Source organism: Dactylosporangium sp. NPDC048998, assembly GCF_043197855.1.
Lineage (GTDB): Bacteria > Actinomycetota > Actinomycetes > Mycobacteriales > Micromonosporaceae > Dactylosporangium.
The window spans coordinates 270,069-293,706 of record NZ_JBICTV010000009.1; the positions used below are offsets into that span (position 1 = coordinate 270,069).

Annotated in this window: 22 protein-coding genes; 14 read left to right on the forward strand and 8 right to left on the reverse strand. The window is 73.0% G+C overall.

Annotated elements, in window-relative coordinates:
- Positions 1–90 precede the first annotated feature (90 nt).
- Positions 91–1,692 carry an ADP-ribosyltransferase domain-containing protein gene (locus ACGFI8_RS23015; RefSeq protein WP_392807740.1) on the forward strand — a complete coding sequence of 534 codons (1,602 nt, stop codon included), beginning with the start codon at positions 91–93 and terminating at the stop codon, positions 1,690–1,692.
- A 30-nt stretch (positions 1,693–1,722) separates the two neighbouring features.
- On the opposite strand, the gene ACGFI8_RS23020 is transcribed toward ACGFI8_RS23015, so the two are convergent.
- Positions 1,723–2,958, reverse strand: a complete 1,236-nt coding sequence (locus tag ACGFI8_RS23020; RefSeq protein ID WP_392807742.1) for a beta-ketoacyl-[acyl-carrier-protein] synthase family protein — start codon at positions 2,956–2,958, stop codon at positions 1,723–1,725.
- A gap of 55 nt (positions 2,959–3,013) precedes the next feature.
- Here ACGFI8_RS23020 and ACGFI8_RS23025 point away from each other — a divergent pair, with 55 nt between their 5' ends.
- From ACGFI8_RS23025 to ACGFI8_RS23035, 3 genes are all read left to right on the forward strand, one after another.
- The gene (locus tag ACGFI8_RS23025) at positions 3,014–3,622 is read left to right on the forward strand and encodes a TetR/AcrR family transcriptional regulator C-terminal domain-containing protein (protein WP_392807743.1); all 609 of its coding nucleotides are present in this window, start codon (positions 3,014–3,016) and stop codon (positions 3,620–3,622) included.
- Positions 3,623–3,804: 182 nt separating this feature from the next.
- The gene (locus tag ACGFI8_RS23030; protein ID WP_392807745.1) at positions 3,805–4,263 is read left to right on the forward strand and encodes a MarR family winged helix-turn-helix transcriptional regulator; all 459 of its coding nucleotides are present in this window, start codon (positions 3,805–3,807) and stop codon (positions 4,261–4,263) included.
- Positions 4,256–4,669 carry a hypothetical protein gene (locus tag ACGFI8_RS23035; RefSeq protein WP_392807747.1) on the forward strand — a complete coding sequence of 138 codons (414 nt, stop codon included), beginning with the start codon at positions 4,256–4,258 and terminating at the stop codon, positions 4,667–4,669. Before ACGFI8_RS23030 ends, ACGFI8_RS23035 begins: the two co-directional genes overlap by 8 nt.
- 24 nt (positions 4,670–4,693) lie before the next feature.
- Here the strand turns inward: ACGFI8_RS23035 and ACGFI8_RS23040 are convergent, their stop codons facing one another.
- A complete protein-coding gene (locus ACGFI8_RS23040; RefSeq protein ID WP_392807748.1) occupies positions 4,694–5,263 on the reverse strand; it encodes a TetR/AcrR family transcriptional regulator in 570 nt (189 codons plus the stop codon).
- A gap of 164 nt (positions 5,264–5,427) precedes the next feature.
- On the opposite strand from ACGFI8_RS23040, the gene ACGFI8_RS23045 reads away from it, so the two are divergent.
- From ACGFI8_RS23045 to ACGFI8_RS23055, 3 genes are read left to right on the forward strand one after another with little or no spacing between them, the layout of a single operon-like run.
- Positions 5,428–5,784: a hypothetical protein gene (locus tag ACGFI8_RS23045; protein WP_392807749.1), complete on the forward strand. Its 357-nt coding sequence runs from the start codon at positions 5,428–5,430 to the stop codon at positions 5,782–5,784.
- Position 5,785: 1 nt separating this feature from the next.
- On the forward strand, positions 5,786–7,087 hold the full coding sequence (locus tag ACGFI8_RS23050; RefSeq protein ID WP_392807752.1) for a glutathionylspermidine synthase family protein: 1,302 nt from the start codon (positions 5,786–5,788) through the stop codon (positions 7,085–7,087).
- A 53-nt stretch (positions 7,088–7,140) separates the two neighbouring features.
- Positions 7,141–8,001: a hypothetical protein gene (locus ACGFI8_RS23055; protein WP_392807753.1), complete on the forward strand. Its 861-nt coding sequence runs from the start codon at positions 7,141–7,143 to the stop codon at positions 7,999–8,001.
- A gap of 7 nt (positions 8,002–8,008) precedes the next feature.
- Here ACGFI8_RS23055 and ACGFI8_RS23060 read toward each other — a convergent pair whose 3' ends face one another.
- Positions 8,009–8,482 (reverse strand): hypothetical protein, encoded by a 474-nt coding sequence (locus tag ACGFI8_RS23060; RefSeq protein ID WP_392807754.1) that lies wholly within the window; start codon positions 8,480–8,482, stop codon positions 8,009–8,011.
- A gap of 93 nt (positions 8,483–8,575) precedes the next feature.
- Between ACGFI8_RS23060 and ACGFI8_RS23065 the strand changes: the two genes are divergently transcribed.
- Together ACGFI8_RS23065 and ACGFI8_RS23070 are read left to right on the forward strand one after the other, a co-directional pair.
- The gene (locus ACGFI8_RS23065) at positions 8,576–9,085 is read left to right on the forward strand and encodes a GNAT family N-acetyltransferase (protein WP_392807756.1); all 510 of its coding nucleotides are present in this window, start codon (positions 8,576–8,578) and stop codon (positions 9,083–9,085) included.
- 64 nt (positions 9,086–9,149) lie between these two features.
- The gene (locus tag ACGFI8_RS23070; RefSeq protein WP_392807758.1) at positions 9,150–9,578 is read left to right on the forward strand and encodes a VOC family protein; all 429 of its coding nucleotides are present in this window, start codon (positions 9,150–9,152) and stop codon (positions 9,576–9,578) included.
- Positions 9,579–9,591: 13 nt separating this feature from the next.
- Here the strand turns inward: ACGFI8_RS23070 and ACGFI8_RS23075 are convergent, their stop codons facing one another.
- Complete coding sequence (locus ACGFI8_RS23075) at positions 9,592–11,379, reverse strand: hypothetical protein (protein ID WP_392807759.1); 1,788 nt, start codon at positions 11,377–11,379, stop codon at positions 9,592–9,594.
- Between the two features lie 157 nt (positions 11,380–11,536).
- Complete coding sequence (locus ACGFI8_RS23080; protein ID WP_392807761.1) at positions 11,537–13,123, reverse strand: cellulose binding domain-containing protein; 1,587 nt, start codon at positions 13,121–13,123, stop codon at positions 11,537–11,539.
- 95 nt (positions 13,124–13,218) lie between these two features.
- Here ACGFI8_RS23080 and ACGFI8_RS23085 point away from each other — a divergent pair, with 95 nt between their 5' ends.
- The 4 genes from ACGFI8_RS23085 (at position 13,219) to ACGFI8_RS23100 (ending at position 18,505) form a co-directional block, all read left to right on the forward strand.
- On the forward strand, positions 13,219–13,998 hold the full coding sequence (locus ACGFI8_RS23085; RefSeq protein WP_392807762.1) for a hypothetical protein: 780 nt from the start codon (positions 13,219–13,221) through the stop codon (positions 13,996–13,998).
- Between the two features lie 115 nt (positions 13,999–14,113).
- Entirely contained in the window at positions 14,114–16,747 is a 2,634-nt protein-coding gene (locus ACGFI8_RS23090; protein WP_392807763.1) for an Hsp70 family protein, read from the forward strand.
- Between the two features lie 151 nt (positions 16,748–16,898).
- On the forward strand, positions 16,899–18,293 hold the full coding sequence (locus ACGFI8_RS23095; protein ID WP_392807765.1) for an SPFH domain-containing protein: 1,395 nt from the start codon (positions 16,899–16,901) through the stop codon (positions 18,291–18,293).
- Positions 18,294–18,304: 11 nt separating this feature from the next.
- Positions 18,305–18,505, forward strand: a complete 201-nt coding sequence (locus ACGFI8_RS23100) for a DUF4142 domain-containing protein (RefSeq protein ID WP_392807767.1) — start codon at positions 18,305–18,307, stop codon at positions 18,503–18,505.
- 52 nt (positions 18,506–18,557) lie between these two features.
- Here ACGFI8_RS23100 and ACGFI8_RS23105 read toward each other — a convergent pair whose 3' ends face one another.
- Positions 18,558–19,904, reverse strand: coding sequence for a DUF1996 domain-containing protein (locus ACGFI8_RS23105; protein ID WP_392807832.1), 1,347 nt, complete (start codon positions 19,902–19,904; stop codon positions 18,558–18,560).
- Between the two features lie 488 nt (positions 19,905–20,392).
- Complete coding sequence (locus ACGFI8_RS23110; RefSeq protein WP_392807769.1) at positions 20,393–21,598, reverse strand: glycosyltransferase; 1,206 nt, start codon at positions 21,596–21,598, stop codon at positions 20,393–20,395.
- A 371-nt stretch (positions 21,599–21,969) separates the two neighbouring features.
- Here ACGFI8_RS23110 and ACGFI8_RS23115 point away from each other — a divergent pair, with 371 nt between their 5' ends.
- The gene (locus ACGFI8_RS23115) at positions 21,970–22,167 is read left to right on the forward strand and encodes a hypothetical protein (protein WP_392807772.1); all 198 of its coding nucleotides are present in this window, start codon (positions 21,970–21,972) and stop codon (positions 22,165–22,167) included.
- Positions 22,168–22,205: 38 nt separating this feature from the next.
- On the opposite strand, the gene ACGFI8_RS23120 is transcribed toward ACGFI8_RS23115, so the two are convergent.
- Positions 22,206–23,450, reverse strand: coding sequence for a hypothetical protein (locus ACGFI8_RS23120; RefSeq protein WP_392807774.1), 1,245 nt, complete (start codon positions 23,448–23,450; stop codon positions 22,206–22,208).
- Positions 23,451–23,638: the final 188 nt, after the last annotated feature.

Genomic DNA, 23,638 nt, shown 5'->3' on the forward strand with positions numbered 1-23,638 from the left:
CCACGAAGATACCCGAGCGCGTCGGGTCGGTGTTACCGTGCGCCGAGCCTCGTGCGGGCTATGTCCACAGTGGAAAGCGGGGAGCACACGATGAGCGACGACGAAGCGACGGCGGCCTTCGATCCGGACGATCCGCTGGCCCTCGCCGAGCTGTTCAAGGGCGGCGGCGAACCGTGGCTGCCGCTGCTCAAGCCGGTCATCGAGGCGCAGCCGGCCGCGGCCACGTTCATCGGCCCAGGGCGCAGCCCGCAGGTCGTCCCCGTCCGCGAGCTGACCTTCCAGGCGCTCAAGCCCAACCCGCCGCACAAATGGAAGGTCGTCGTCTTCGGGCAGAACCCGTATCCGCGGCCCGAGAGCGCGACCGGCATCGCGATGTTCGACAACACCTTCCACGACTGGGCGGACAGCCAGTTCGGCAGGGTCGTCAGCATCCGCTGCATCATCAAGGCGGCGGCGATGTGGAAGTACGGCATCGCGAAGAAGACCCCGATCGCCGACATCCGCGCCCTGCTCAAGCAGCACGACACCGTGCAGCCGCCGGAGTGGTTCCAGGCGATGCTGACCCAGGGTGTACTGCTGCTCAACGCCTCGCTCACGGCCAGCGGCGACGGCGCCATGGCCACCGATCAGCACACCGCCTTCTGGCGGCCGGTGGTGGAGCGGCTCGTCGAGGAGATCCTGAAGGCCAAGCAGGACGCCGACGAGCAGGACCGGGGCGTCGTGTTCGCGTGGTGGGGCGTGCACGCCCGCAACCTCAAGAACGTCGTGCTGCGGCTGCAGAAGAAGTATCCCGCGGTCGAGGTTCGCCACATCGACCACCCGAACCCGGCCGCGCAGGGCGACATCTTCTGCGACGGGGACCACTTCGCGACCGTGAACGCGGCCCTGCGGACCCTCGCGGCCGACGAGATCGACTGGCTGCCCAGCAGGGGCTGGAACGAGCACGGCGCGCGGGACGGTGCGGAGCGCATGGGGGCGTTCATCGCCTCCACGATGGAGCTGCACAAGCTCTACCTCGAGCGCCTCGCCAGCGTCAAGGACGAGGGCCTCGCCCTTCCGGCGATCACCGGCGTCTTCGACACCCCGCTCATGGACTTCCGCGAGGCGATCGCCCCGGCGGCCAAGCTGCTGTCGGGCCTCGACTGGCAGGTGGAGACGTCGAACGAGTTCGGCCGGCGCCAGGCGGACGGCGGCTCGTCCGGCGGCCTCACCTCCGACGAGGTCGCGGCGCTTTATCTGTACACCTGTGAGTCGGCGTTCTACCGCCAGATCAACGCCACCCTGCGCAGCCCGGACCGCGGCCGGATCGTTCCGTACCTGCCCTACCTGAGGCTGCTGTTCTCGGCCGTGTCGCGGCTGCCCGCCCGCACCGAGTCGCTGTGGCGCGGGGTGTCGCTGGATCTGCGCGCGCAGTATCCGCTCGGCCAGACCGTGACGTGGTGGGGCGTCTCCTCGTGCACGTCGAAGCTCAGCGTGGCCAAGGCGTTCCTCGGCAGCCGGGGCAAGCGGACGCTCTTCGAGGTGCAGCCCGTGCGGGCGGTCGGGATCCGCAGCTTCTCCGCGTTCACCGGCGAGGAGGAGTTCATCCTCGCCCCCGGCACGCAGCTGAAGGTGACCGACGTGACGTCCGAGCGCGGCGGCCTGTGCACCGTGCGGCTGGCCGAGCTGGCCGAGCAGCGGATGGTGGCGTGACGAGCGCGGCGAGGCGCGGGTCGCGTCCGGTCACGCCCTGGTGAACAGCAGCGACACGTTCAGCCCGCCGAAGCCGAACGAGTTGCAGATCGCCGCGGCCATCTCCAGCTTGCGGGGCCGGCCGGCGACGACGTCCAGGGCGACCTCCGGCGCCTTCGTCTCGAGGTTGAGGGTCGCCGGGATGACACCGCCGGCCAGCGACAGCAGGGTCAGGATGCTCTCGACCGCGCCGGCCGCGCCCACGAGGTGGCCGAGGCTCGACTTCGGCGCGGTGAGCACCGGGTGGTCGCCCAGCGCGAGCTGAATGGCCTGAGCCTCACCCACGTCGCCGACCACGGTGGAGGTGGCGTGGCAGTTGACGTGGTCGACGTCGGCCGGTTGCAGGCCGGCGTCCGCCACGGCCCGCCGGATCGCCCGGACCTGGCCGTCGCCGGTCGGGTCCGGGCCGGTGATGTGGTGCGCGTCCGCGGTGATGCCGATCCCGGCGAGACGGCCGATGGCCCGCGCACCGCGGGCCGCCGCGTGGTCGGCCCGCTCGAGGATCACCACCCCCGCCCCCTCGCCGAGGACGAACCCGTCGCGGTCGGCGTCGAACGGGCGCGACGCGCGCTCCGGCGCGTCGTTGCGCTTGGACAGCGTGCGCGCCTGCGCGAACCCCGCCAGGGTCAGCGGCGCGATCGCGGCCTCCGCCCCTCCGGCGATCACGACGTCGGCCTCGCCCAGGCGGATCAGCCGGGCCGCGAGCGCCAGCGCCTCGGCCCCCGAAGCGCAGGCGGAGACGGGCGTGTAGACACCCGCGCGGGCCCCGAACTCGATGCTCACCCACGCGGCCGGCCCGTTGGGCATCAGCATCGGCACGGTCAGCGGGGACACCTTCCCCGGCCCGCGCTCCTCCAGCAGGTCGTCCTGGGCCAGCAGCGTGCCGAGGCCGCCGATGCCCGTGCCGATCACCACCGCCAGCCGATCGGGCTCCACCTCGGGAGCGCCGGCGTCGTGCCACGCCTGCCGGGCGGCGACGAGGGCCGCCTGCTGGCACCTGTCCATGCGGCGCGCCTGAACGCGGGTCAGCAGCGTGTCCGGCGAGACCGCCATCGGGGCACCGATCCGCACCGCCAGCTCGTCGAGGTGCTTGCCCTCGGGCAGCAGGTCGTCGATGCGGCGCACGCCCGAGCGGCCCTGCAGGATCCCCTCCCACAGCGAGTCCACGTCGCCGCCGATCGGGGTCAGCGCGCCCATGCCTGTGACGACCACGTCCGGAGTGCTCACCGTGTCCCTCCTCGGTCGATTGCCTCCAGATACTTGTATCGCATACAAATATCGAATGTCCATCAGCGAACCGGCCCGGGCCCGCGGCCGGCGCACCCGGGCGCGCATCCTGGAGTGCGCCGCCGACCTCTTCGCCGCGCAGGGACACTCGGCGGTGAGCGTGGCCGCGATCGCGCGCGCGGCACAGGCGTATCCGCACCAGATCACCTACTACTTCGGCTCCAAGGACGGCCTGTTCGTCCACGCGGCCCTCTCGACGCTGCTGCGCGAGGCGCGCCGGCTCGAGTCGGTCGGGCTTCGGCGGCGCACCCCCGGCGCGTTCCGGACGGCACTGGCGCGCACCGCGCTGGCGCTGCCCGCGGTGCCGGCCGCGATCCAGGCGATGTCCATCGCGCGCGTCCGGCCCGAGCTGCAGCCGGTGGCGCAGACCTACCTCGCGGTCCTGTTCCGGCAGGCCGAGCACTACCTGGTCACCCTGCTCGACCGGCGCGACTGGGCCGTCGACCGCCCGGCGTCGGTCGAGGTGCGGACCTTCTGGAGCGCCGTGCTCGGCGCCCGATTGATCTTCGAGTCCGGCTACGGCGGCCGCTCGACCGACGTCGACCTCGCGGGCCTGCTGACCGTGCGGACGCGTCAGGATCGCCGAGACCGTTCCGGCGGCTGACACCGTCGCCGGGGAGGACTTCGCCTGGGTCGGCGAGCTGTACGTGGGGAGTCACAGCATCTTCGCCGAAGCGGGGTTTTCGGAGGTGAGCCGGCCGACGCCCCGACGGGCGGTGATGCGGGTCGACTTCCCTGAGGCCTGAGGGTCATGCCTCGGCCGCCTCGTGACGGTATGGTCCGTGCGTGTCTGCCGTCGCCGATTCCGCGCCGCTCGCCCAGCTCGTCGCCATGGCCGGCCGTCTGCTTGTCGAGCAGTCGCACGAGCGGCTGGCGCGCCGGGGATGGCGGGACATTCCGCCGTCCGCCGGATACGTGCTGCTGGCCGCGCGGGGCGGGCCGACCACCGGTAGCCGGCTCGCACAGCTCATGCGGGTGTCGAAGCAGGCGGCGTCGAAGGCGCTCGACCAGTTGGAGCAGCGCGGGTTCGTCGAGCGCGGTGCGCTGGCGGAGGACGGGCGGGTGAAGACCGTGACGCTCACGCCGCTGGGGCGCGACCTGCTGGTCGCGGTGGAGGAGATCCACCTCGAACTCGAGCGGGAATGGGCGGGTGCCATCGGCGCCGAGACGGTCGAGGCGATTCGGGGTGCACTGACGCGAATCCTGGCCGAGTCGCACGGGGAGCGGGGCCGGAATCGTGACTGACGAAGGGCCCCAGCGCGCGCGGCGCCTCGCTGTGGGAGCGGCGCTGGCGCTGGCGTTGCCGGTGCTGGCCGGGGCGGGGGCGTGCGGCCGCGGGCCGGGCGACGGCGGCGGTCCGACCGGGGTCGTGACGGGCATGATCGTGTACTCCGGAGGGCCGCCACCCATGGCGGGGTCGAGCGGAGCGGCGGACGAGCCGGTCGGCCGGCCGGGGACCGTGGTCGTGCGGCGCGGCGGCGGTGAGGTGGCCCGGCAGCGGTTGGGCGACGGGGAGCGGTTCCGGTTCGTGCTGGCGGCGGGGGCGTACCGGCTCGAGGCGCGCAGCGGCGATGCGCTCTGCGAGCCGCTGGCGGTGACCGTCGCCGCGGGGGAGGAGCGGGACGTGCGGGTGGTCTGTTCGGTCAAGTGACCGCCGCGGCCCGGTAGCGGGCGGTCATTCGGCCGGCCTCGGCCACGTCGTCAGCGCGCGGTCGATGGCGGCCAGGGCCGCGGCCCAGCTGACGTCGAGGTTTCGGGCGGCGTGGAAGCCGCCGTCGGTCTCGATGTCGATGAAGCCGTGCACCGCGCTGTGCACGAACCGGACGGCGTCGACGCCGAGGGTGCCCTCCAGGGCGTATCCGCGCAGCAGCGTCGCGCAGCCGGCGACGATGCGGGCCTGGGACGCGGCGCCTTCGGGGTCGCTCAGCGGGCGCTTCGTGGCGGCGTACCGGCCGGGGTGGGCGGTGGCCCAGGCGCGCAGGGTGCCGGCGTACGCCTCCAGGGCGGCGTGGCGGGTCCGGCCCCGCAGCGCGGCGTCGAGGCGGTCGGCGATCTCGTTCGTGGCCCGGCCGGCGGCCGCGTCGAGGAGGTCGGCCATGTTGCGGACGTGCTCGTACAGGCTCGGGATCGCGACGCCGAGCCGCCGCGCCAGCGCCGTCATCGTCAGCTGCGCGATGCCCACCTCGTCGGCGAGCTCCAGCGCGGCGGCGCACACCTGCGCGCGGGAGAGGCCGGCACGAACCATGCGCCCAGCCTAAGAGGGCGCCCACCTGCGGTGGCCGAGGGAGCCCCGGGGCGTGGTATCGGGGGGTCTTGCGCGATAGCCGACAGTGTCGCAGACTTGCCCGTCCGATCGCCTCGGTTGCGAAGGTCAATTACTGTGCATGGGCACACCTGAGGGAGCAGACGATGAGGCGATCGACTTCGGTGCCGCTGGGCCGAAGCTACCTCGCGCTGGCGGCGCTGGCCACGACCGGCGGCCTGGCCGCGTGCGGCCGCCAGCAGCAGACCTACTGCGCGGACCAGAACGGCGTGGTCGTGCCCGATGCCCGCTGCGACGAGGGCAGGCCCGGTTACTACTACTACACCGGCAGCTACGGCCGCGGGCGCTCGCCCGGCTACCGGCTCAGCGGCGGCAGCCGGGTCTCGTCGACCGACTCGATCGGCCGGTCGAACGCGGGCCTGCCCGCGACCGGGCACGTGAGCAACGGGCACGTCACCTCCGGCGGCTTCGGCAGCAGCAGCCACGGAAGCTCGGGCGGCTGACGTGCGCCGGATCGCCGATGGCGTCGTCCGGCCCGACTGGCGCGAGCAGCTCGCCACGCAGGGGATCGTCTACAACGACACCCCGACCCCGGACGGCGGCACCATGTCGTACTGGCGGGAGGGGCCGTTCTACGACTTCACGTCGGCCGAGATCGACTCGCTGGCCGCGGGTGCCGCGACCCTGTTCGAGATGTGCATCGCGGCCGGCGACTTCGTCGTCGACCACAACATGTTCCAGTTGCTCGGCATCCCCGAGCTCGCCTGGGAACAGATCAAGCGCACCTGGTGGGACGACGAGACCGAGCCCGGCGGGCGGTCCAAGGGCGACTTCTCGCCGAGCGTCTACGGCCGCTTCGACCTGCGCTACGCCGGCGAGTACGCGGGCCGGCCACAGCTGCTGGAGTTCAACGCCGACACGCCAACGGCGCTCCCCGAGTCGGCGGTTTCCCAGTGGTACTGGCACCAGCAGACCGGCCAGGGCAAGGACCAGTGGAACGCTATCCACGAGATGCTGGTCGAGGCGTGGCGGCGCAACATCACGCGGCTGCGCCAGGCCCGCACGCACCTGCTCGACCCGATGACGATCCACTTCGCCTGCGACCGGGAAGAGGACAGCGGCGAGGACCTGTTCAACACCGAGTACCTCATGGAGACGGCCCGCCAGGCGCTGGGCCCCCTGGGGTACCGCACCAAGTTCCTCTGGATGGACGAGATCGGGGCCGGCGACGTCGCGGCGGGCGACCGCTTCTACGACCCCGACGGGCAGCACATCGACGTCATCTTCAAGCTGTACCCCTGGGAGTGGATGGTCCAGGAGCAGTTCGGCAAGCAGTGCTTCCGCGACATGAGCGACCCGCGCCGCGACTCCACCGTCTGGATCGAGCCGCCCTACAAGATGCTCTGGAGCAACAAGGGCCTGCTGCCGGTCCTGTGGCACCTCTACGGCGACGACCCCGAGAAGCGCGACCTGCTCCTGCCGGCGTACTTCGAGTCCGAGCGCCCGGAGTGGATGACGTCCTACGTGCGCAAGCCGCTGCTGGGCCGCGAGGGCGCCAACGTGTCCATCGTCGTCGACGGCGTCACCGTGACCAGCGCCCCCGGCGACTACGGCGGCCCGTTCGTGTGCCAGGCGTTCGCGCCGCTGCCCGCCTTCCCCGACCAGCGGGGCGGCGAATGGCATCCGGTGCTCGGGGTCTGGATGATCGACGGCGAGCCGGCCGGCCTCGGCATCCGCGAGAGCGCCGGGCTCATCACCGACAACCTGAGCCACTTCGTCCCGCACACCATCGACCACAACGGCTGAGAAGCCGCAAACGCCTGAGAAGCCACAACGGCTGAGAAAAACGGAGTGACGGCATGAACGGTACCGCCGCCCTGATCGCGGTGCTCCAGGTGCTCATCGTGGTCGTCAGTGTGGGCGGCGGCTGGTGGCTGCTGAACGCACTCACGTCGTTCGACGACCACTACGAGCTGTGGCAGCGGTCCAACTGGGGATACCTGCTCCAGCGGCTCGGCTTCGTGGCCGTGCAGGTGATCGGCGTGTCCAGCCTGGTCGGGCACGACCTGACCAGCTACAACTCGCTTGCCTGGGTCGGCGGTGGCATCGTGTGGGCCACGCTCCTGGCGATCCTCGGGTTCTGGATCACCGACTCGATGATCCTGCGCACCCGCCCCACCCCCCTCGACAAGCTCAACGGCGAACCGCTCTCGGTCGGCCTGGTCCGGCTCGGCTTCTACCTCGGGCTGGCGCTGGTCGTGCGGGCCACGTTCATCGGGCAGGCCCCGAACCTGCGCACCGCGCTGCTGTCCACGCTCGCCTTCACCGCCGCCGGCGTTGCCGGCCTGGTGATCGCGTTCTACCTGCACAGCCTCGTGTCCTACGGCAACCTGCGCAGCGCGGTCGCCGCCGGCGGCGTGACCGAGGGCCTGGAGTCCGCCGGCGTGCTCACCGCCGTCGGGCTCGTCCTGTACGGCGCCATCGCCGGGGACTTCACCACCTGGCCGGACAGCCTGCGCGGCTTCGGCGCGGCCCTCGGCATCGCCTACGTCGGGCTGTACGCGGCACGGTACGTCATCGACTGGTTCGTGCTCACCGGCGACTGCACGCTCAAGACGATCCACGCCCAGCAGCAGAAGGGCGCCGCGGCGCTGCTCGCGTTCCTCCTCGTGATGCTGGCCCTGCCGATCAGCGCCGTGGTCAACCTCTACATCGAGTGACGTCGCGTCACCGCGCAGCCGGCTGGGGCGAGACCGGCACGATGGCCAGATCGGCCGAGCCGGAGGCCACCGTCGTGCCGCCGATGCTGAGCTGCGCGGTGACCTGGAGCCGGGTGGCGGTGCAGGTGGCCAGCGTGCCGTAGCCGGACGTCGCCTTGTACGTTGCACCGGCCGCGATCGTGATCTGGCGCGGCGGGAGCGGGTCGATGACGGGGCACCCGGGCGGGATGCCTTGGCCGGCGCCGAGGAACCGGCCGTAGGTGAACAGCGAGACCTGCTGCGATGTGCTGGTGCAGTTCTGCGCGACGAGCGTCAGGGTGCTGCCCTGCCCGGCCGTGACCTGGGGCGGCGACCAGGTCATCGACGCGATCCGGATCGTGCTGGTGCAGGCCGGATCGGCGGCGTGCGCGGGGGTGGTGACGGCGAGTGCGGCGCCGGTGGTGCACAGCGCGGCGAGGGCGGCGACGGCGAGCTTGCGCAACGGGACCTCCTGCGTGGCGAATGCGGGACCGTCGCACAGCACACCTGAAGTACTGATAGTTGTCAATATGGAGCTATCCGCTACATTCGGCTGGTGACGGTGCTGACGACGCCCCGGCTGGTGCTGCGGGAGATGCGCGACGACGATCTGGACGACCTCGCGGCGCTGCTCGGCGACCCTGGGGTGATGCGGTACTACCCGCGGCCGAAGACCCGCGAGGAGGCGCTCGGGTGGATCGGGCACAACCGCCGCCGGTACCGCGACGACGGCTTCGGGCTGTGGATCATGCACCTGCGCGAGGGCGGGGCGTTCGCGGGCGACTGCGGGCTGACGATCCAGCGAGTGGACGGCGTCGACGAGGTCGAGCTCGGCTACCACGTCGCGCCCGGGCTCCAGCGCGCCGGGCTGGCCACCGAGGCGGCCGTGGCGTGCCGCGACCACGCGCGCGACGCCTTGGGCGTGCGGCGCGTCATCGCGATCATCCACCCGGACAACGTCGCCTCGCAGCGGGTGGCGCAGAAGGCCGGCCTGACGCTGGAGAAGCGCACCCGCGGCTACGGCACCGGCGAGCTGGAGGTCCTGGTCTTCGCCGCCGCGCTGTGAAGAGGCGCGAGTTCGGGGTCCGGTTCGCGGGCCATGTGGTTGAACAGGTGGTTGAATCGGCCTGGTGAAGGCCAATCGCAGCATCCCCGCCGCCCAGGTGGTCCCGGTCCTGACATACCCCGACGTGCGCGCGGCGGTGGCGTGGCTGGAGGCGGCGTTCGGGTTCGCCGAGCGCGTGCGCATCGGCGAGGACCACCGCGCCCAGCTGCGCTTCGGCGAGGGCGCGCTGATCGTCGCCGACACCGGCAGCGAGCGTGCCGCGCCCGCCGGTGGCGGCGTCACGCACTCGGTGCTGGTGCGCGTCGACGACGCGCGGGCGCACTGTGAGCGGGCCCGGGCGCACGGCGCGCGCATCCTCATGGAGCCGACCGACTTCGAGTACGGCGAGCGGCAGTACCACGCCGAGGACCTCGCCGGCCACCGCTGGACGTTCTCCGAGACCCTGGCCGACGTGGCCCCCGAGCAGTGGGGCGGCCGGTCGATGGACGCCTGACCCCGCGCCGGGGCTAGAGCCGGAACACCAGGGCGTAGACGAGCGTCTCGACGAGCCAGGCCGCGTACAGCGCGGCAGGTGCGACCGGCGGCACCGGCGCGGGCGGGAGGGACACCACGTCGCGGACGCGGTCCCGCGCCCGGGCGGCCGCCCGCTCCGCGGCCAGGCGCAGCGCCCCGGCCAGCTGCGCGCCCGTGCGCTCGTCGCCGGAGAGGGCGCGGGGCAGCCATGAATGCTCGTTGCGCGCGGTGACGACCAGGCCGGCGCCGTCCCCGTCGGTCTCGACGGTGACCCCGCCGTGACGGTCCGCGCGGACCGCGTGCACCTCCGACCAGACCAGCAGCCGCGCGCCGATGCCGCCGACGATGCTGAGCCCGGCGCCGTTCCAGCTCACGCGCGGGCGCAGGAACATCCGCCAGCCCGACACGCAGGCGATCGCGGTGACGGGGGCGGTGATGGCGACCGCGGCCCAGTACGGCAGGGCCGGCAGCAGCCGCGACAGCACGAGCAGGAACGGCCACGAGGAGGCGACGACCGCGGCGTAGCCGGAGAACCGGTTGTGCCGGTGCGTGTGCACCGTCTCCGGGTCGGCCGAGACGTCCTCGGGGTGCAGCGCCATGATCTCCTCGGGCCGCAGCGGCAGCCGGGCCGCGTCGGGCACGGCGGCGAGGTCGGTGTCGCCGCCGGCCGGGCCGCCGAAGATCGGGGCGAACCGGCCGCTGCGCGCCGGGCCGCGCGGCACCATGAGCTCGCCGTCGACCGCCACCGCGCACCAGTGGCGCTGGGCGGGGACGCCGAAGAGCACGCCCGGGCGGATGTCCTCCGAGCCGTTGCGGGTCAGCGCGAAGAACTCCACGAGCGCCGGCTCGCCCGGGCGGGCGTCGGTGGCGTAGACGGCGACGCGGCCGCCGAGCGCCCAGACGTACACCTCGGTCGCCGGCTGCTCGCCCGCGAACAGCGCCCGCGCGGCCACGCCGCGCTCCCGCGCCCGGGCCAGGCAGGCCGCGGCGAGCCCGGCCAGCAGCACGGCGAGGCTCAGCCAGCCACTGGTGTCGTAGGGCTCGCTGACCAGCTGGTAGAGCCCGTCCCCGGAGACGAGCACCGCGACGTGGCTGCCGACCGGGTGCTCGTTCGCGTCGGACACGGTGATCCGCGCGGGCCCGGCGTCGGGCAGCCGCACCTCGAGGGAGGAGTCGTCCGGGTGGCCGGTGACCTCCGCCGTGACCCGCCGCGCGCCGTCCAGCCGGGCGTCGGCGCGGGACTGCGACACCAGCGCCGCGGTGGTCACCGCAAGAGCCCCGAGCAGCAGCAGTACGGTGAGCAGCCGCCACCCCAGCCCGTAGCGCGGCAGGACCCGAGGCGCCGGCGGCGTGCGGTGCGACGTGGTGGCCGCCCACATCTCCGCGCCGCTGCCCAGCCCCGGCGGCGCGAGCCGGGCGGCCACGAACGCCAGCACCGCGAGGCCCGCGTCGACGCCGGTGAGCCACGCCGGCGAGGCGAGTGCCGGGTGCGCGAACTGCCACACCACGTCGGCGGCGAAGAACCCGGCGGCCAGCCACGCGGTGACCGGCAGCGACAGGAACGCGACCGCGGGCAGGGTCACGACGAGGCCGAGGAGCACGGCGTTGAGCGCGTCCGGGCCGCACGGGGCGGCGTCGCTGCACTCGATCGGCGGGTCGAACGCGACGTGCAGGGACAGGACCGCGATCGAGGCGACCACCACGAGCAGCGCGCGGGCGCGGCGCCAGCGCTCGTGGCGCACGGTCCAGCCGAACACGTCGGCGGTGAGCAACGGGGTCATTTGCGGCCATTCTCCCGACGCCCGGCCGGGCCCGTGTCCGCGGGGTGTCCCGGTCCGTTCAGAGAGCCGCACCGTCGAAGCCGGGCGGCCGGCCCGACTTCGGCCCCAACGGAGGCGGCGCCCGGCCCACGGCCGGGCGCCGCCTCGCGTTTGCCGGTCAGCCGGTGTAGGCGGCGAAGATCTTCGAGAACTCGTACGGCGACTGCGCGATGTTGGTGCACATGTACAGCGCGCCGTTGCAGGCGTTGCGGTCGCGGGTCTCCTCCCAGAAGGACAGCATGCCCAGGTGGTTGGTCTGCGCGAAGGAGACCAGCTGGCGGGCGTGGGCCTGGGTGTACGTGCCGCCGTCGTCGTTCTTGCCCAGCATCGGGGTGACGCCGAGCATCCGCCAGACCTGGGCGTCGGTCTTGGCCGGGTACAGGCCCTTCAGCTGGGTGAACGTCGACTGGGCGGCCTGCACCGCGAAGTTGCCGTAGTCGCCGCTGGGGCGCTGGTAGTCCATCGCCATGACGTTGACGAGGTCGAGGTTGACCCCGGCGTCGCGCGCCGAGCGGACCACGTTGAGCCCGTCGCTGGTCAGGCCCTCGGGCAGGACCGGCAGGGTGAGCGAGATCTTCACGTTGGGGCGGGCGGACTGCAGCAGGGCCAGGGCCTGCGAGCGGCGGGCGATCGTGGTCGGGTCGGCGACCGCGGCCCCCTCGATGTCCAGGTCGATGTACTTCAGGCTGTACGCGTCGACGACCGCCTGGTACTCGGCCTCGACCGCGGCCGCCGTGGAGCAGGCCTGGGCGAGCTCGATGCCGCTCGCGCCGCCGAAGGAGATCTTCACGTCGCCGCCGCGGGCGCGGATCGCGTCGATCTGGTCCTTCGCCCACGCGCTGCGCGGGTCGTACGCGTTGAACCACGAGGCCTTGCAGCCGGCGCTGTTGACGAACGCAAGCGTGAAGTTCTTGAGATTGCCGCCGGTGGCCATGTCGGTGAGGGTCGGCGTGGGCCAGGCGCCCATGTCGACGTACGGCGCGACCGCGAGCGTGGTCCCGCCCCCGCCTCCGCCGCCCCCGCCGCCGGCCTGGGTGGTCGCGCTGACCTGGTTGCTCGCGCCGGAGGAGTTGCCGGCGGCGTCGCGGGCCTTCACCGTGAAGGTGTAGGCCGTGGACGCGGAAAGGCCGGACACGGTGCCGCTGGTGCCGGTCACCGACGTCGCGAGGGTGCCGCCGCGGTAGATGTCGTAGGCGACGACCCCGACGTTGTCCGTCGAGGCGCCCCAGGAGAGGCTCACGCTGCTGGAGGTCGTGCCGGTGACCTGCAGGTTCGACGGGGTCGTCGGGGCCTGGGTGTCGGCGACGCCGGCGCAGGAGCCGCCGTTGAGCTTGCAGTTGGCGGGCTTGCCGGAGCCGGACGCCACGAACCCGAAGGTCGTCGAGGCGCCGGCGGCGATGGCGCCGTTGTAGTCCCGGTTGGTCGCGGTGACGTGCGTGCCGCTCTGGCTCATCAGGGCGTCCCAGTAGGTGCCGAGCGTCGTGCCGGACGGCAGGTCGAACTCGACCTTCCACGAGGTGACGGTGGCGGCCGTCCCGTTCGTGATCGTGTACTTCGCCTGGTAGCCGGTGCCCCAGTCGGAGTCGTAGCTGAGCGTGGCGGTGAGCGAACCGGCGGCCTGGGCCGGCGTGGCGATCGCCGCGATGCCGCCGGCGGTTGCCAGGACCGCCGCGGCGGCCAGGGCGAGCCGGAGTCGGGATGTCATCACTGCCTCCTGAGAAGGACAGGGTCTATTGAGGGATAACGATAAAGAAACTTAACTAAAAGTCAATCCTGGCCTCGGTACGGCATGATCGGTGCGTGGGAAGGCACAACTCGAAGGCCCGGCGACCGGTCCTGGTCACCGACCCGGACGCGCCCGCCGCCGGGCGGCTGCTGCGCTGGTGGTGGCTGATCCCGCCGGTCGCCCTGGCGCTGTGGCCCGTCGCGCCGATCCAGGCCGTCGTGTCCACCATGGCGCTGTTCGTGCTCGGCATCGGCCTGCGCACCATCGCCCCGCTCGTGCTCGGCCCGCGGCACGGCCGCGTCGGCGTGCCCGAGCGGGCGCTCCCGACGTGGCGGGAGGCCGAGCGGTCGGCCGGGATCATCCGCAAGGCCTGGCCGGCCCTGGGCGCGATGGCCGACCCCGCCGACGTCCGGCCCACGCTCGAGCGGGCCCTGTACCGGCTGGCCGTGCTGCTCTTGCGCCGCGCGGAGCTGGACCGCGCGCTGAATGACCTGCGGGGGGCGACCATGGGGCTGCCGCTCGACGCACCGCTGCGGGCCGAGATCGCCGCCCGCGCCGAGGAGGTCACGGCCCGCAGCACCGAGCTGTCCGAACAGATCGCCGCGCGGGTCGGCGCGATCCGGCGGCTCGCCGAGGTCTGCGGGGAGCACGCGTTCCTCGCGCACCGGGCCGAGCGGGCCCGCGGCGCCCTGCGGCGCGCCGAGCTGGCCGCCGCCGGAGACCCGGAGCCGGCCGGCGAGGAGAGCGTCGCGCAGCTGGCCGAGCGGACCACGGCGGTGCTGGCCGCGTACCGCGAACTGTCCGCGCTGCCTCCGATCTCTCAGCTACCTCAGCCCGGCGCCGCCGCGGGGTGACATGCCGCCGGCGACCGCCGTGCTCCTCGAGGCGTACCGGGAACTGTCCGGGCTGCGGCCGCTACGGTCCGAAACGCGATCGTAGGGGCGAGCCCGGCCGAACTACGATGAGGCCATGTCACCGGCCTTCGGGCTCGGGATCGACTTCGGTACATCGAACACGGTGGCCCTGATCCGCTGGCCCGACGGCCGGGTCAGGCCGCTGCTGTTCGATGCCAACCCGTTGCTCCCGTCCGCCGTCTTCGCCCCGACCAAGCCGGGTCCGGCCTCGCCCGCGACCCCGGCGGGCGGCCCCGTGTCCGGCGCCCCGGGCGCCCTGGCCGCCCCGGACGCCGCGGGCGGCGCTGGCGGTGTGGGTGGCGTTGGCGGTGCCGGTGGTGCGGGCGCGGTCCTGGGTGACCTCATCGTCGGCGGTGACGCGCTGCATCACGCGCGGTTCGATCCCGCGGGGCTGGAGCCCAACCCGAAGCAGCACATCGACGAGCAGGCCATCCTGCTCGGCGCCCGCGAGGTGGCGGTCACCGACCTGATCGCGGCGGTGCTGCGGTTCGTGTTCGCGGAGGCCCGGCGGGTCGCCGGGTCCGACGACTTCGCCGTGGCCCTGGCCCACCCGGCCGGGTGGGGCACGGCCCGACGCGCCGTGCTCGGCGAGGCCGCCCGCCGGGCCGGGCTCGGCGCCGCGCTGCTCGTGCCCGAGCCGGTCGCCGCCGCGCACGCCTTCACCGCCGTCCTCGGCCAGCAGGTGCCGACCGGCAAGGCACTCGTCGTGTACGACCTGGGCGCCGGCACGTTCGACGCGAGCGTGGTCGTGCGCCGGCCGGCCGGCTTCGAGGCGGTCGCGTTCGACGGGCTCACCGACGTCGGTGGCCTCGACATCGACGCGACGATCGTGCGGTGGCTCGGCGAGCGGTACTCGCCCGTCGACCCGCAGCTGTGGACCCGGCTCGCCGATGCGCAGGATCCCGAGTCGCTGCGGCACCGGCGGATGCTGTGGCACGACGCCCGGGTGGCCAAGGAGATGCTCTCCCGGGCCCCGGCGGTGGTGCTGCAGATGCCGCCGCCGCTCAACGTCGACGCGCAGCTGACGCGGGATGAGTTCGAGGCCGCGGCCAAGCCGCTGCTCGAGCGCACGGTCTTCACCACGGCCGCGCTGATCCGCCAGGCCGGCGTCGCCCCGGACGACGTCGCCGGCGTCCTGCTGGTCGGCGGCGGCAGCCGCATCCCGCTGGTGGCGACGATGCTGCACCGAGCGCTCGGCATCGCGCCGACGATCACCGAGCAGCCGGAGATCGTCGTGGCGGAGGGGTGCCTGCTGTCGCTCTCGGCCGCGCCGTCCGGTTCCGGCGCCGGCGACGGCCCGCTGTGGCCCGCGGCCGCGGCGGCCGCCGCCCCGTACGCCTCGATCGCCGGCGCGCCGGGCCCGGCTCCGTCCGCCGCGCCGCCTTCGACGCCCGTCGCCACCCCCTCGACGCCGGCCCCGGACCCGGTCGCGGCCGGAAACGCGAGCCCGGCCGGCGCGGGCCTGGCAGGTGCGAATCCGGCCGGCGCAGGTCCGGTAGGTGCAGGTCCGGTCAGCGCGGGTCCGATGCATGCAGGTCAGGTCAGTGCGGGTCCGGGGAGTGCGCAGCCCTTCAGCGGGCAGCCGGTGAGCGACTCGGGGCCGGTATGGCCCGTGAGCGCCGTGCCCGTCAGCGGGCAGCCCGCGCCCGGGTCCGTTTCGTCGCCGCCCGCCGGGTTCGGCGGGGCATCTGTGCCGGGGCCGGTTTCGTCGCCGCCGGCCGGGTTTGCCGGTTCCCCGCCGCCGGGTGGGTTTGCCGGGCCGTCTGTGCCGGGGCCGGTTGCTTCGCCGCCGGCTGGTGGGTTTGGCGGTTCGCCCGTGGGGCCGGGATCCGCAGTGCCGGCCGCGCCTGGGTCTGGGGCGCCTGGGGTGGCTGGGGCGCCTGGGGTGGCCGGGGGTGAGCGGGGGCGGGGGACGCTGTACCAGACCGGGCAGTTCCCGACCGTCACGCCGCCGCCGGTCGGGCCGCCGCCCTCGGTGCCTCGGTATGTGCCGCCGCCGGTGGTGTCGCCGTTCGTGGCCTCCGCGCCGGTGTCGCCGGGGCCGGCGAGTCGGGTCATTCCCGTGTACGACGAGGCGGCCGCCGGGCGGTCCTACGGCTCGGTCCGGCCGCACAGTCCGGCGGCCGCGCCGGTCGCCGCCGGGGCGGGCGAGGGGCGGCGCGGGCGGGGGAACTGGCTCAACGCGCTGCTGGTCGTCATCGCGCTGCTCGCGGTCGCGGGCGCCGGGACCACGGTCTACCTGGTCCAGTTCCACGACAAGCCGAAGGTCACCAGCCAGACGCCGCCGCCGGACGCGGCGACGGGTGCGGGGGAGAGCACGACCGGCGGGGGCGCCGGGCAGGTCGGGGGCGACACGACCACCACCACGACGACCGAGACGACCCAGGCGCCGCCGACTACGGCGGGGCACACCGAGACGATCACGATGCCCGAGCTCACCGGGCTGTACGTCGACTATGCCAAGGACAAGCTGCGCGACAGCGGCTTCACCGGGACGATCAAGACCCAGCAGCGGGCGACCGACGACCCGGACCAGGTCGGGCACGTGCTCGGACAGGACCCGAAGGCGCAGAAGCAGGTCGCGAAGAGCGGCACGGTGACCCTCACCGTGGGCAGCGAGCCGAAGGCGTCGTCCAGCGCGTCGCCGAGCTGCCCGCCGTCGACCTGCCCGCAACCGACGTCGACCTGAGCGGGTCTTGCTCTTGGCACCGCGGACCTCTTGTCTCGCGGGAGGAACGGTCGTGTGTTGCGCGGACCCGAGCCATGAAAATTCTTGGTTTGACAGGGTTGGCGAGACTGGGGCCGCACCGTCCACTGCGGACACTGATGAGGAGCGGCGGATGTCGAACACCAACACGTATCTCGACCAGGTGGTGCGGCAGCAGGAGCGGCTCGAGGCCGACCTGCGGTCCAAGCGGAGCGTGGCGCCGCCGGCGTCGTTCGGCCCGCCCGGGCCGCCGCAGCAGCAGTCCGCGGGCGGTGGCGGGCGGGGCGGTTCCGGGGGATCGGGCGGTTCCGGGCAGCCGGCGCCGAACGCGGTCGAGGTGCGGGTGACCGGGTTCGGGCGGTGGAAGACCGTGCTCGTGCCGCCGAACGCGTTCGTCGTGCACACGCGGCGCGGGCGGGCGGAGCCGCTGCACGTGGGGCTCGGCGTGTCGTTCCGGTACAACCCGGCGACGGACTCGTATCTCGTCGTGCCGGGCGCGATGCAGACGATCCTGATCAATGCGTACTGCATCTGCCGGGAGCTGCAGGGCGTGCTCGTGCAGGCCTACGTGCAGTGGATCATCCAGGACTTCTCCACGGCGTACCGGCGGCTCGACTTCGGCGACGCCGAGGACCCGATGCGGCTGGTGAACCTGCAGCTGAAGGAGCAGGCGGAGGCCGCGATCAAGGACAAGGTGTCCACGATGGGCGTCGCGGACGTGCTCAGCGACAAGCAGCCGATCATCGAGGAGCTCACCGCGCGGCTGCGCGCGGTCGCGGAGGGCTCGGGCGGCGCCCAGGAGGGGCTCGGGCTGCGGATCGTCACCGTGCAGATCAAGGAGGCCGTGGTCAGCTCGTCGCGGCTGTGGGAGAACCTGCAGAAGCCGTACCGCTCGGAGCAGGGGCGCATCGCCCGGCTCGCCGAGCTCGCAACCGAGGAGGCGGTGGCCGAGCGGGAGCTGGCCGCCGGGCGCCAGCGCGAGACGCAGCGCATCGAGAGCGAGCGGGAGCTGGCGGACCTGCGGGCGCGCAACGCCGCGCTGGAGTTCGACCGGGAGTCGGCCGAGACCCTGCGCCGTTCGCAGCGCGAGCAGGAGGGCGCCCGCGCACTCGCCGAGTTGCAGGACGCCACCAGCCGGCACGCGCTGGCCCTGGAGCGGCAGCTCGCGGCCGAGGAGGCCGAGATCGGCCGGCTGCGCATCGAGCGGGAGGCGGAGCTGACCCGGCTGGCCGCCGATTCCGAGATCGCCCTCGCCGCGGCGCGCGCCCGGGCCGCGCACGAGGAGGCGCTGCTGGAGCTGGAGCGGGCCCGGATACGCGCCGGGATCGACAACGACCAGTCGGCGGAGAGCCTGCAGGCGCGGCTGATCGACGCGCTGCCGGAGATCGTGGAGAAGCTGCCGAAGCCCGCCGAGCTGCGCTCCGTGACGATCGGCGGCAACGACGCCACCACGGTGGCGGGGCTGGTCGCCGAGCTCACCGCCGTCGTCGGCGCGCTGCAGTCAGCGCTGCCGAGGAGGGGGCAATGACCTGACGACCGTTGCTCGACGGGAAGGCGTTCGACTGCTTGTACGTGTCGGCCGAGTACCTCGACCACGTGGCCGCGATCGGGCTGTTCCAGGACGAGGCCGCGCACGGCACCAACCCCGACCTGGTGCACTTCGCCAAGGACACGCTGCCGACGCTGCAGGAACACCGGCAGATGATCTCCACGGCGCTGGCCCGGCTGGACTGCCCATGACGGGAAGGGCCCGCCCCGTGGGGGCGGGCCCTTGCCGGTGTGGTGGGAACGGTTAGGGCAGGACGTAGTTCTGGTTGAGGGCGGCGCCGCGGTCCGGCTTGTACTGGTCGAAGCCGCGCGGGTCGCACTGCAGGCCACCGTTGATGCAGTGGTCCGACAGGGCCTTCAGCGTCGGGGCGTCCCACGCGTTGTAGAAGTCGTAGTGGAACGAGTAGCCGCGGCCGCTGGAGAAGTGGACGTTGGCCATGTTGCCGCTGACCGGCCAGGCCATCTTGAACTCGATCATCGGCACGGCCACCGGGTGGTCCTGCGGGCACACGCCCACGACCGGGTAGGCCATGTGCGACTTGTGGTCCGGCGTGTCCAGGTGCGTGCCGTCCCAGCAGCTGGGGGCCTGGAACCGGACGTTGAGCTGGCTGCCGGCCACGCAGTTGGCGGGAATGTCCCACTGCTTGGTGATGTCCCCGCACTCGAAGCCCTCGACCGCGCCGGGGTGGTTCTTGAACTCGTCCAGCGTGGAGGCCGGGCTGCCGACGACGTAGCGCAGGCCGGCCGGGAACGGGCGGACGCTGCGGTAGTCGATGACGCCGCTCTTGTAGTAGATGACCTGGCGGCCGACCGGCTGCACGGCCTGGTCGCCGTTGAGCAGGGTGGGCATCCAGTACGCGCTCTTGTCGCCCGGCGTGATGCAGGCGGTGCCGCCGGCCTGCAGCGACGCGAGGGTCGTGTTGGCGTTGGTGGTGGTGTTGCCCATGAACGTGTGCGAGTGCGACGCGCCCGGCAGGCCGAAGAACACGATCGGGTCGTCGGGCAGGTTGCTGCGGCTCACCGAGCAGTTGGCCTGGAACTCGTGGTGGGTCGTCGGCGGGTTGGTGGGCGGCGGGGTCGCGGTCGACGGGACCACGCCGGTGACCGGCGGGTTGGCCATCACGTACCCGGGGCCGTCGGAGGCCGGCGGCGTGCCGTTGAGCGTGCCGTAGACCTTGAACTCGTACAGCGAGTAGCCGTAGCCGTTGGCGCGCTGGGTGCCGTACATGCGCACGTATCGCCCGCTGCCGCTGACGTTGAGGGTCTGCGTGCCGCCAGTGCCGGTGGTTGTGCTGTAGATGCTGGTCCAGGTGTTGGCGTCGGGCGAGGTCTGGATCTGGAAGGCCGTCGCGTAGGCGGCCTCCCACTGCAGCACGACCTGGGAGATGGTCGCGGTGGACCCCAGGTCGACCCGCAGCCACTGCGGGTCGCTCCACTGGCTGCTCCAGCGGGTGGTGTTGTTGCCGTCGAAGGCGGCGGCGGCCGGGGTCTCGCCGAGCTCGGTCGAGGACGCGAGCGCCGGCCGGCCCTGCGACAGCAGCGTGGCGTCGGCCGCGTTGGCCGCCGTGAGCTGGATCGCGCCGACGACCATCGACGCGACGACCGCGGTGGTGATCCCGACCGGGATCACGATTCTTCTGAGCCGTCTTGTTCTCAAATCAGCTCCCAGGGGTGTGGGCGGGTGCCGTTCGCCGGTGGCGGTCCGGCGGGAACGCGCTCGGAGAGCGCTCTCCAAATGGTGCGCCCGACCGCCCGGTCCGTCAATACGTGGCGTGCGCCGGACTGGATTGAAGCGGGATAAATCAGACAGAGAACAGGGGAAAAGTGGGGGGGGGGGGGGGGGGGGGGGGGCCCCCCCCCCCCCCGCGCGCGGGGGGGGGGGGGGGGGGCGCCCCGGGGGGGGGGGGGGGGGGCGGGGGGGGGGGGGGCGCCGCCCCCCCCCCCCCGGGGGGGCCCCCCCCCCCGCCCCCCCCCCGCCCCCGCCCCCGCCCCCCCGCCCCCCCCCCCCCCCCCCCCCCCCCCCCCCCCCCCACGGTTCTGATCTCAGCGCGGCGCGGGCCGCCGAGGTGGGCTCTGCGGTCAGAGGCGCTGGGGGACCCGCAGGCCCGCCTCGCGGTAGGCGCGGTCGATGACGGTCGCGTACGAGGCGATCATCCGGGTGTGGCTGAAACGCTCGCGGCTGCCCAGCAGTCGCGGGGCGAACTCGGCGCGGCGGTCGACCGCCTCGGACCAGGCGGCGCTGATCGCCTCCGGGTCGGGCGGGGTGATGAGGCCGTGGCCGGCCACGATGGCGGCCGTGTCGCCGACGTCGGTCGACACCGGCACGGCGCCGCACATGGCGCCCTCGATGAGGCACAGCGGCGCCGCCTCGCTGCTGACCGACGTCAGCGCCACCACGTCGGTGGCGGCGTAGACGGCCTCCATGTCGCGGCGGATGCCCAGCAGGTGCAAGCGGTTGAGGTATCGCGGCTCGTCGTCGAACAGGTCGTTGAGCAGGCCGCACAGCTCGGCGTTGGCCGTGGTCATGCCCGCACCGCACAGCAGCACGTGGCCGTTGGGCTCGCGCTGCAGGTAGCGGCGCGCGGCGGCCAGGAACAGCGGGATGTTCTTCATCGGGTCGTACCGGGCGGCCAGGGTGACCACCTCGGCCTTGACCGGCACACCGAGCGAGCGGCGCAGCGCGGCGCGCCGGCGGGCGGGCACCGGCTGGAAGCGGGACAGGTCCACGCCGTTGGGGATGACCTCGAGCAGGCCGGACGGGATGCCGGCGGCCTCGTACGCCGACCGGGTCGACTCGGCGCAGCAGATCGCGGCGGCCACCCTGCCGTCCGCGACCGCCGCCTTGAAATCGGCCAGCGCGCGGCCCTGGTTCTCCGGGTCGGAGCGGTGCAGGCAGACAATGACCGGCTTGCGCGGAAACCCGGGCAGGTTCACCAGCCGCAGCGGCTGCTCCTTGAGCGACAGGATGATGTCGGCCCGCTCCGCGTGCGCGACGGCGGTGGCGACCTCGGCCGGGCTGAACGTCTTGCGGGCCGCGGTGTCCCCGCCGATGCGGCGGCCGAGCGAGCGCACCTCGACGCCGGCGGCGCGCAGTGACCGGTAACTGGCGTCGTCCTCCATGCGCTGCAGGATCGTCTCCCGGCGCATGGCGCCATAGATGCTCAGCACTGCATGGTGATGGCTGCCCCCGGTGTGCAGCCCGGCCACCACGGTGGTGTGCAGGGCCCGGGCGCCGCCGGAGAAAAAGCCCTCATAGATCGACATCACGCGCGGTTGGCTAGTCACGGGCAAATCATGACCTGCGGTGTCGGTTCTGTCAGGTTGAAACAGCGGTTCTGCGGTGAACTGTGCGTTTCGGGGAAATCACGGAATGGGTTTAGGCGGCGCTCGATACGCTGCGTGTTTGGCGCTATCCGGTCCGTCGTCCGATCGGTCGGGCGGTGAAGTCGTTCGTCCGATGGCAAGTGGGGAAAAATCCGGATTTGTCGTATCGAGCGCCGCCGAGCCGGTGGCACGGTCCGTGCCCGCGTCGCGGCCGTCGTCAGCCCCGCGGGTTCTCGTCCATTTGGCGTACGCGGACGTGGTGCGGTTGACGCACCAGGAGGCTCCGGCTGGCCGGGTAGGTGGCGTCCGGTGCCGCGGCTAGCTTGACGGCCATGGGGAATCCGCATCGCTGCGGCAAGCATGTCGTCCTGGCCAACCCGGCCTCTCGCATCCCGGTGTGGATGGAGTGTGCCGTGCACCGGTTCACGCCCATGCAGGTGTCGCGCCGCTATGAAGAGATCGTGACGCTGGAGTTCTCGCACGAGGAGACGCTGCGGCTGGGCTGGATCGTCGAGCACGCGATGCTCTGATCGGCTCTTCGGGCCCGCCGAGTCTCAGGGCTGGTCGTTCAGGGCTGGTCCAGGTAGCCCGGGTAGAGCAGGGCGAGCTCGTTCGGGAACGCGGCGATCAGGCGTAGCTCGTCGTCCGTGAGCGGGCGGCCGGTCGCGGCGTTGCACAGCTGGACGAGCTTGAAGGTCAGCGCCTCGTCGGTCACCTCGGCGCCGAGGTCGTCCATGACGTGGCGGAAGCCGGCGAGCCCGCCGTACTCGCCGGTGAGCACGATGCGGCCGGCTCGGGCGTGCCGCTCCTGCGCGAACGGGCCGAGCAAATCGTCGTCGTAGAGCTCGTAGTTGCGGTGGTCCTTCAGCGCACCGTCGGCGTGGATGCCCGACTCGTGCGCGAACGCGTTCGGCCCCACGCCCGGCTGGTTGTTCGGCAGCGGCTGGCCGAACGCGTACGACGCCCACCAGGCGAAGCGGCGCGCCCACGTCAGGTCGAGCGGGTCGCCGATCTCGGCGCCCTCGGGAACGCCGAAGCCGTGCCGCAGCGCGAGGATGCACGAGACCAGGTCGGCGTTGCCGGAGCGCTCGCCGATGCCGTTGACGCACGTGTTGATCCACGCGTCCTGCCCGGCGGCCAGGTCGCCGAACGCGCCGGCCAGCGAGTTGGCCACCGCCATGCCGAGGTCGTTGTGGCAGTGCGTCTCGATGGGCATGCCGACCGCGCCGGCCAGCTTGGCGAACCGCTCGCCGATGCGCCCGGGCGTGTCGCCGCCGATCGTGTCGCAGTAGCGCAGCCGGTCGGCGCCCGCCTCCCGTGCCGCGAGCGCGAACTCGGTCAGGAACCCCTCGTCGGTGCGCGAGCCGTCCTCGGCGTTGACCCCGACGGTCTGCGCGCCCGCCGCCTTGGCCGCCCGCACGGCCGCGACCATCTCGCGGATCAGCGCGTCGCGGTCGAGGCGGCCGCGAAACTTGTTCTGCAGCATCTGGTCCGAGGTCGAGATCGACAGGTTGTAGTGGCGCAGCCCGAGCCCCGCGGAGCGCTCGACGTCGGCCGGGACGGCGCGGCACCAGCCGGACAGCCGCAACTCCCCGAACGCGCCGGCGCGCTCGAGCGCCGCCTGGGCGCGGATGTACGGCACCTCGTGGAACAGGAACGGAAAGCCGATCTCGGACTGCGCCACCCCGAGGCGGCCGAGATAGAAGTTCACCATCGTCTTGCCGAACTTGGACAACCCGGTCCGGGCCGTCTGCACCCCGTCGCGATTGGTGACGTCGAGGAAGTGGATGCGCGGCTTCGTTGCGATCGACATGGGATCCAGATTGACGATATGGACGGAACTGTGTCAACGTTGACGAAAATCAACATTGCTTGCGCAACATGACAGACGAACAATCGGCTGCGGGCTGCGGGCTGCGGGCTGCGGGCTGCGGGCTGCGGGCTGCGGGCTGCGGGCTGCGGGCTGCGGGCTGCGGGCTGCGGGCTGCGGGCTGCGGGCTG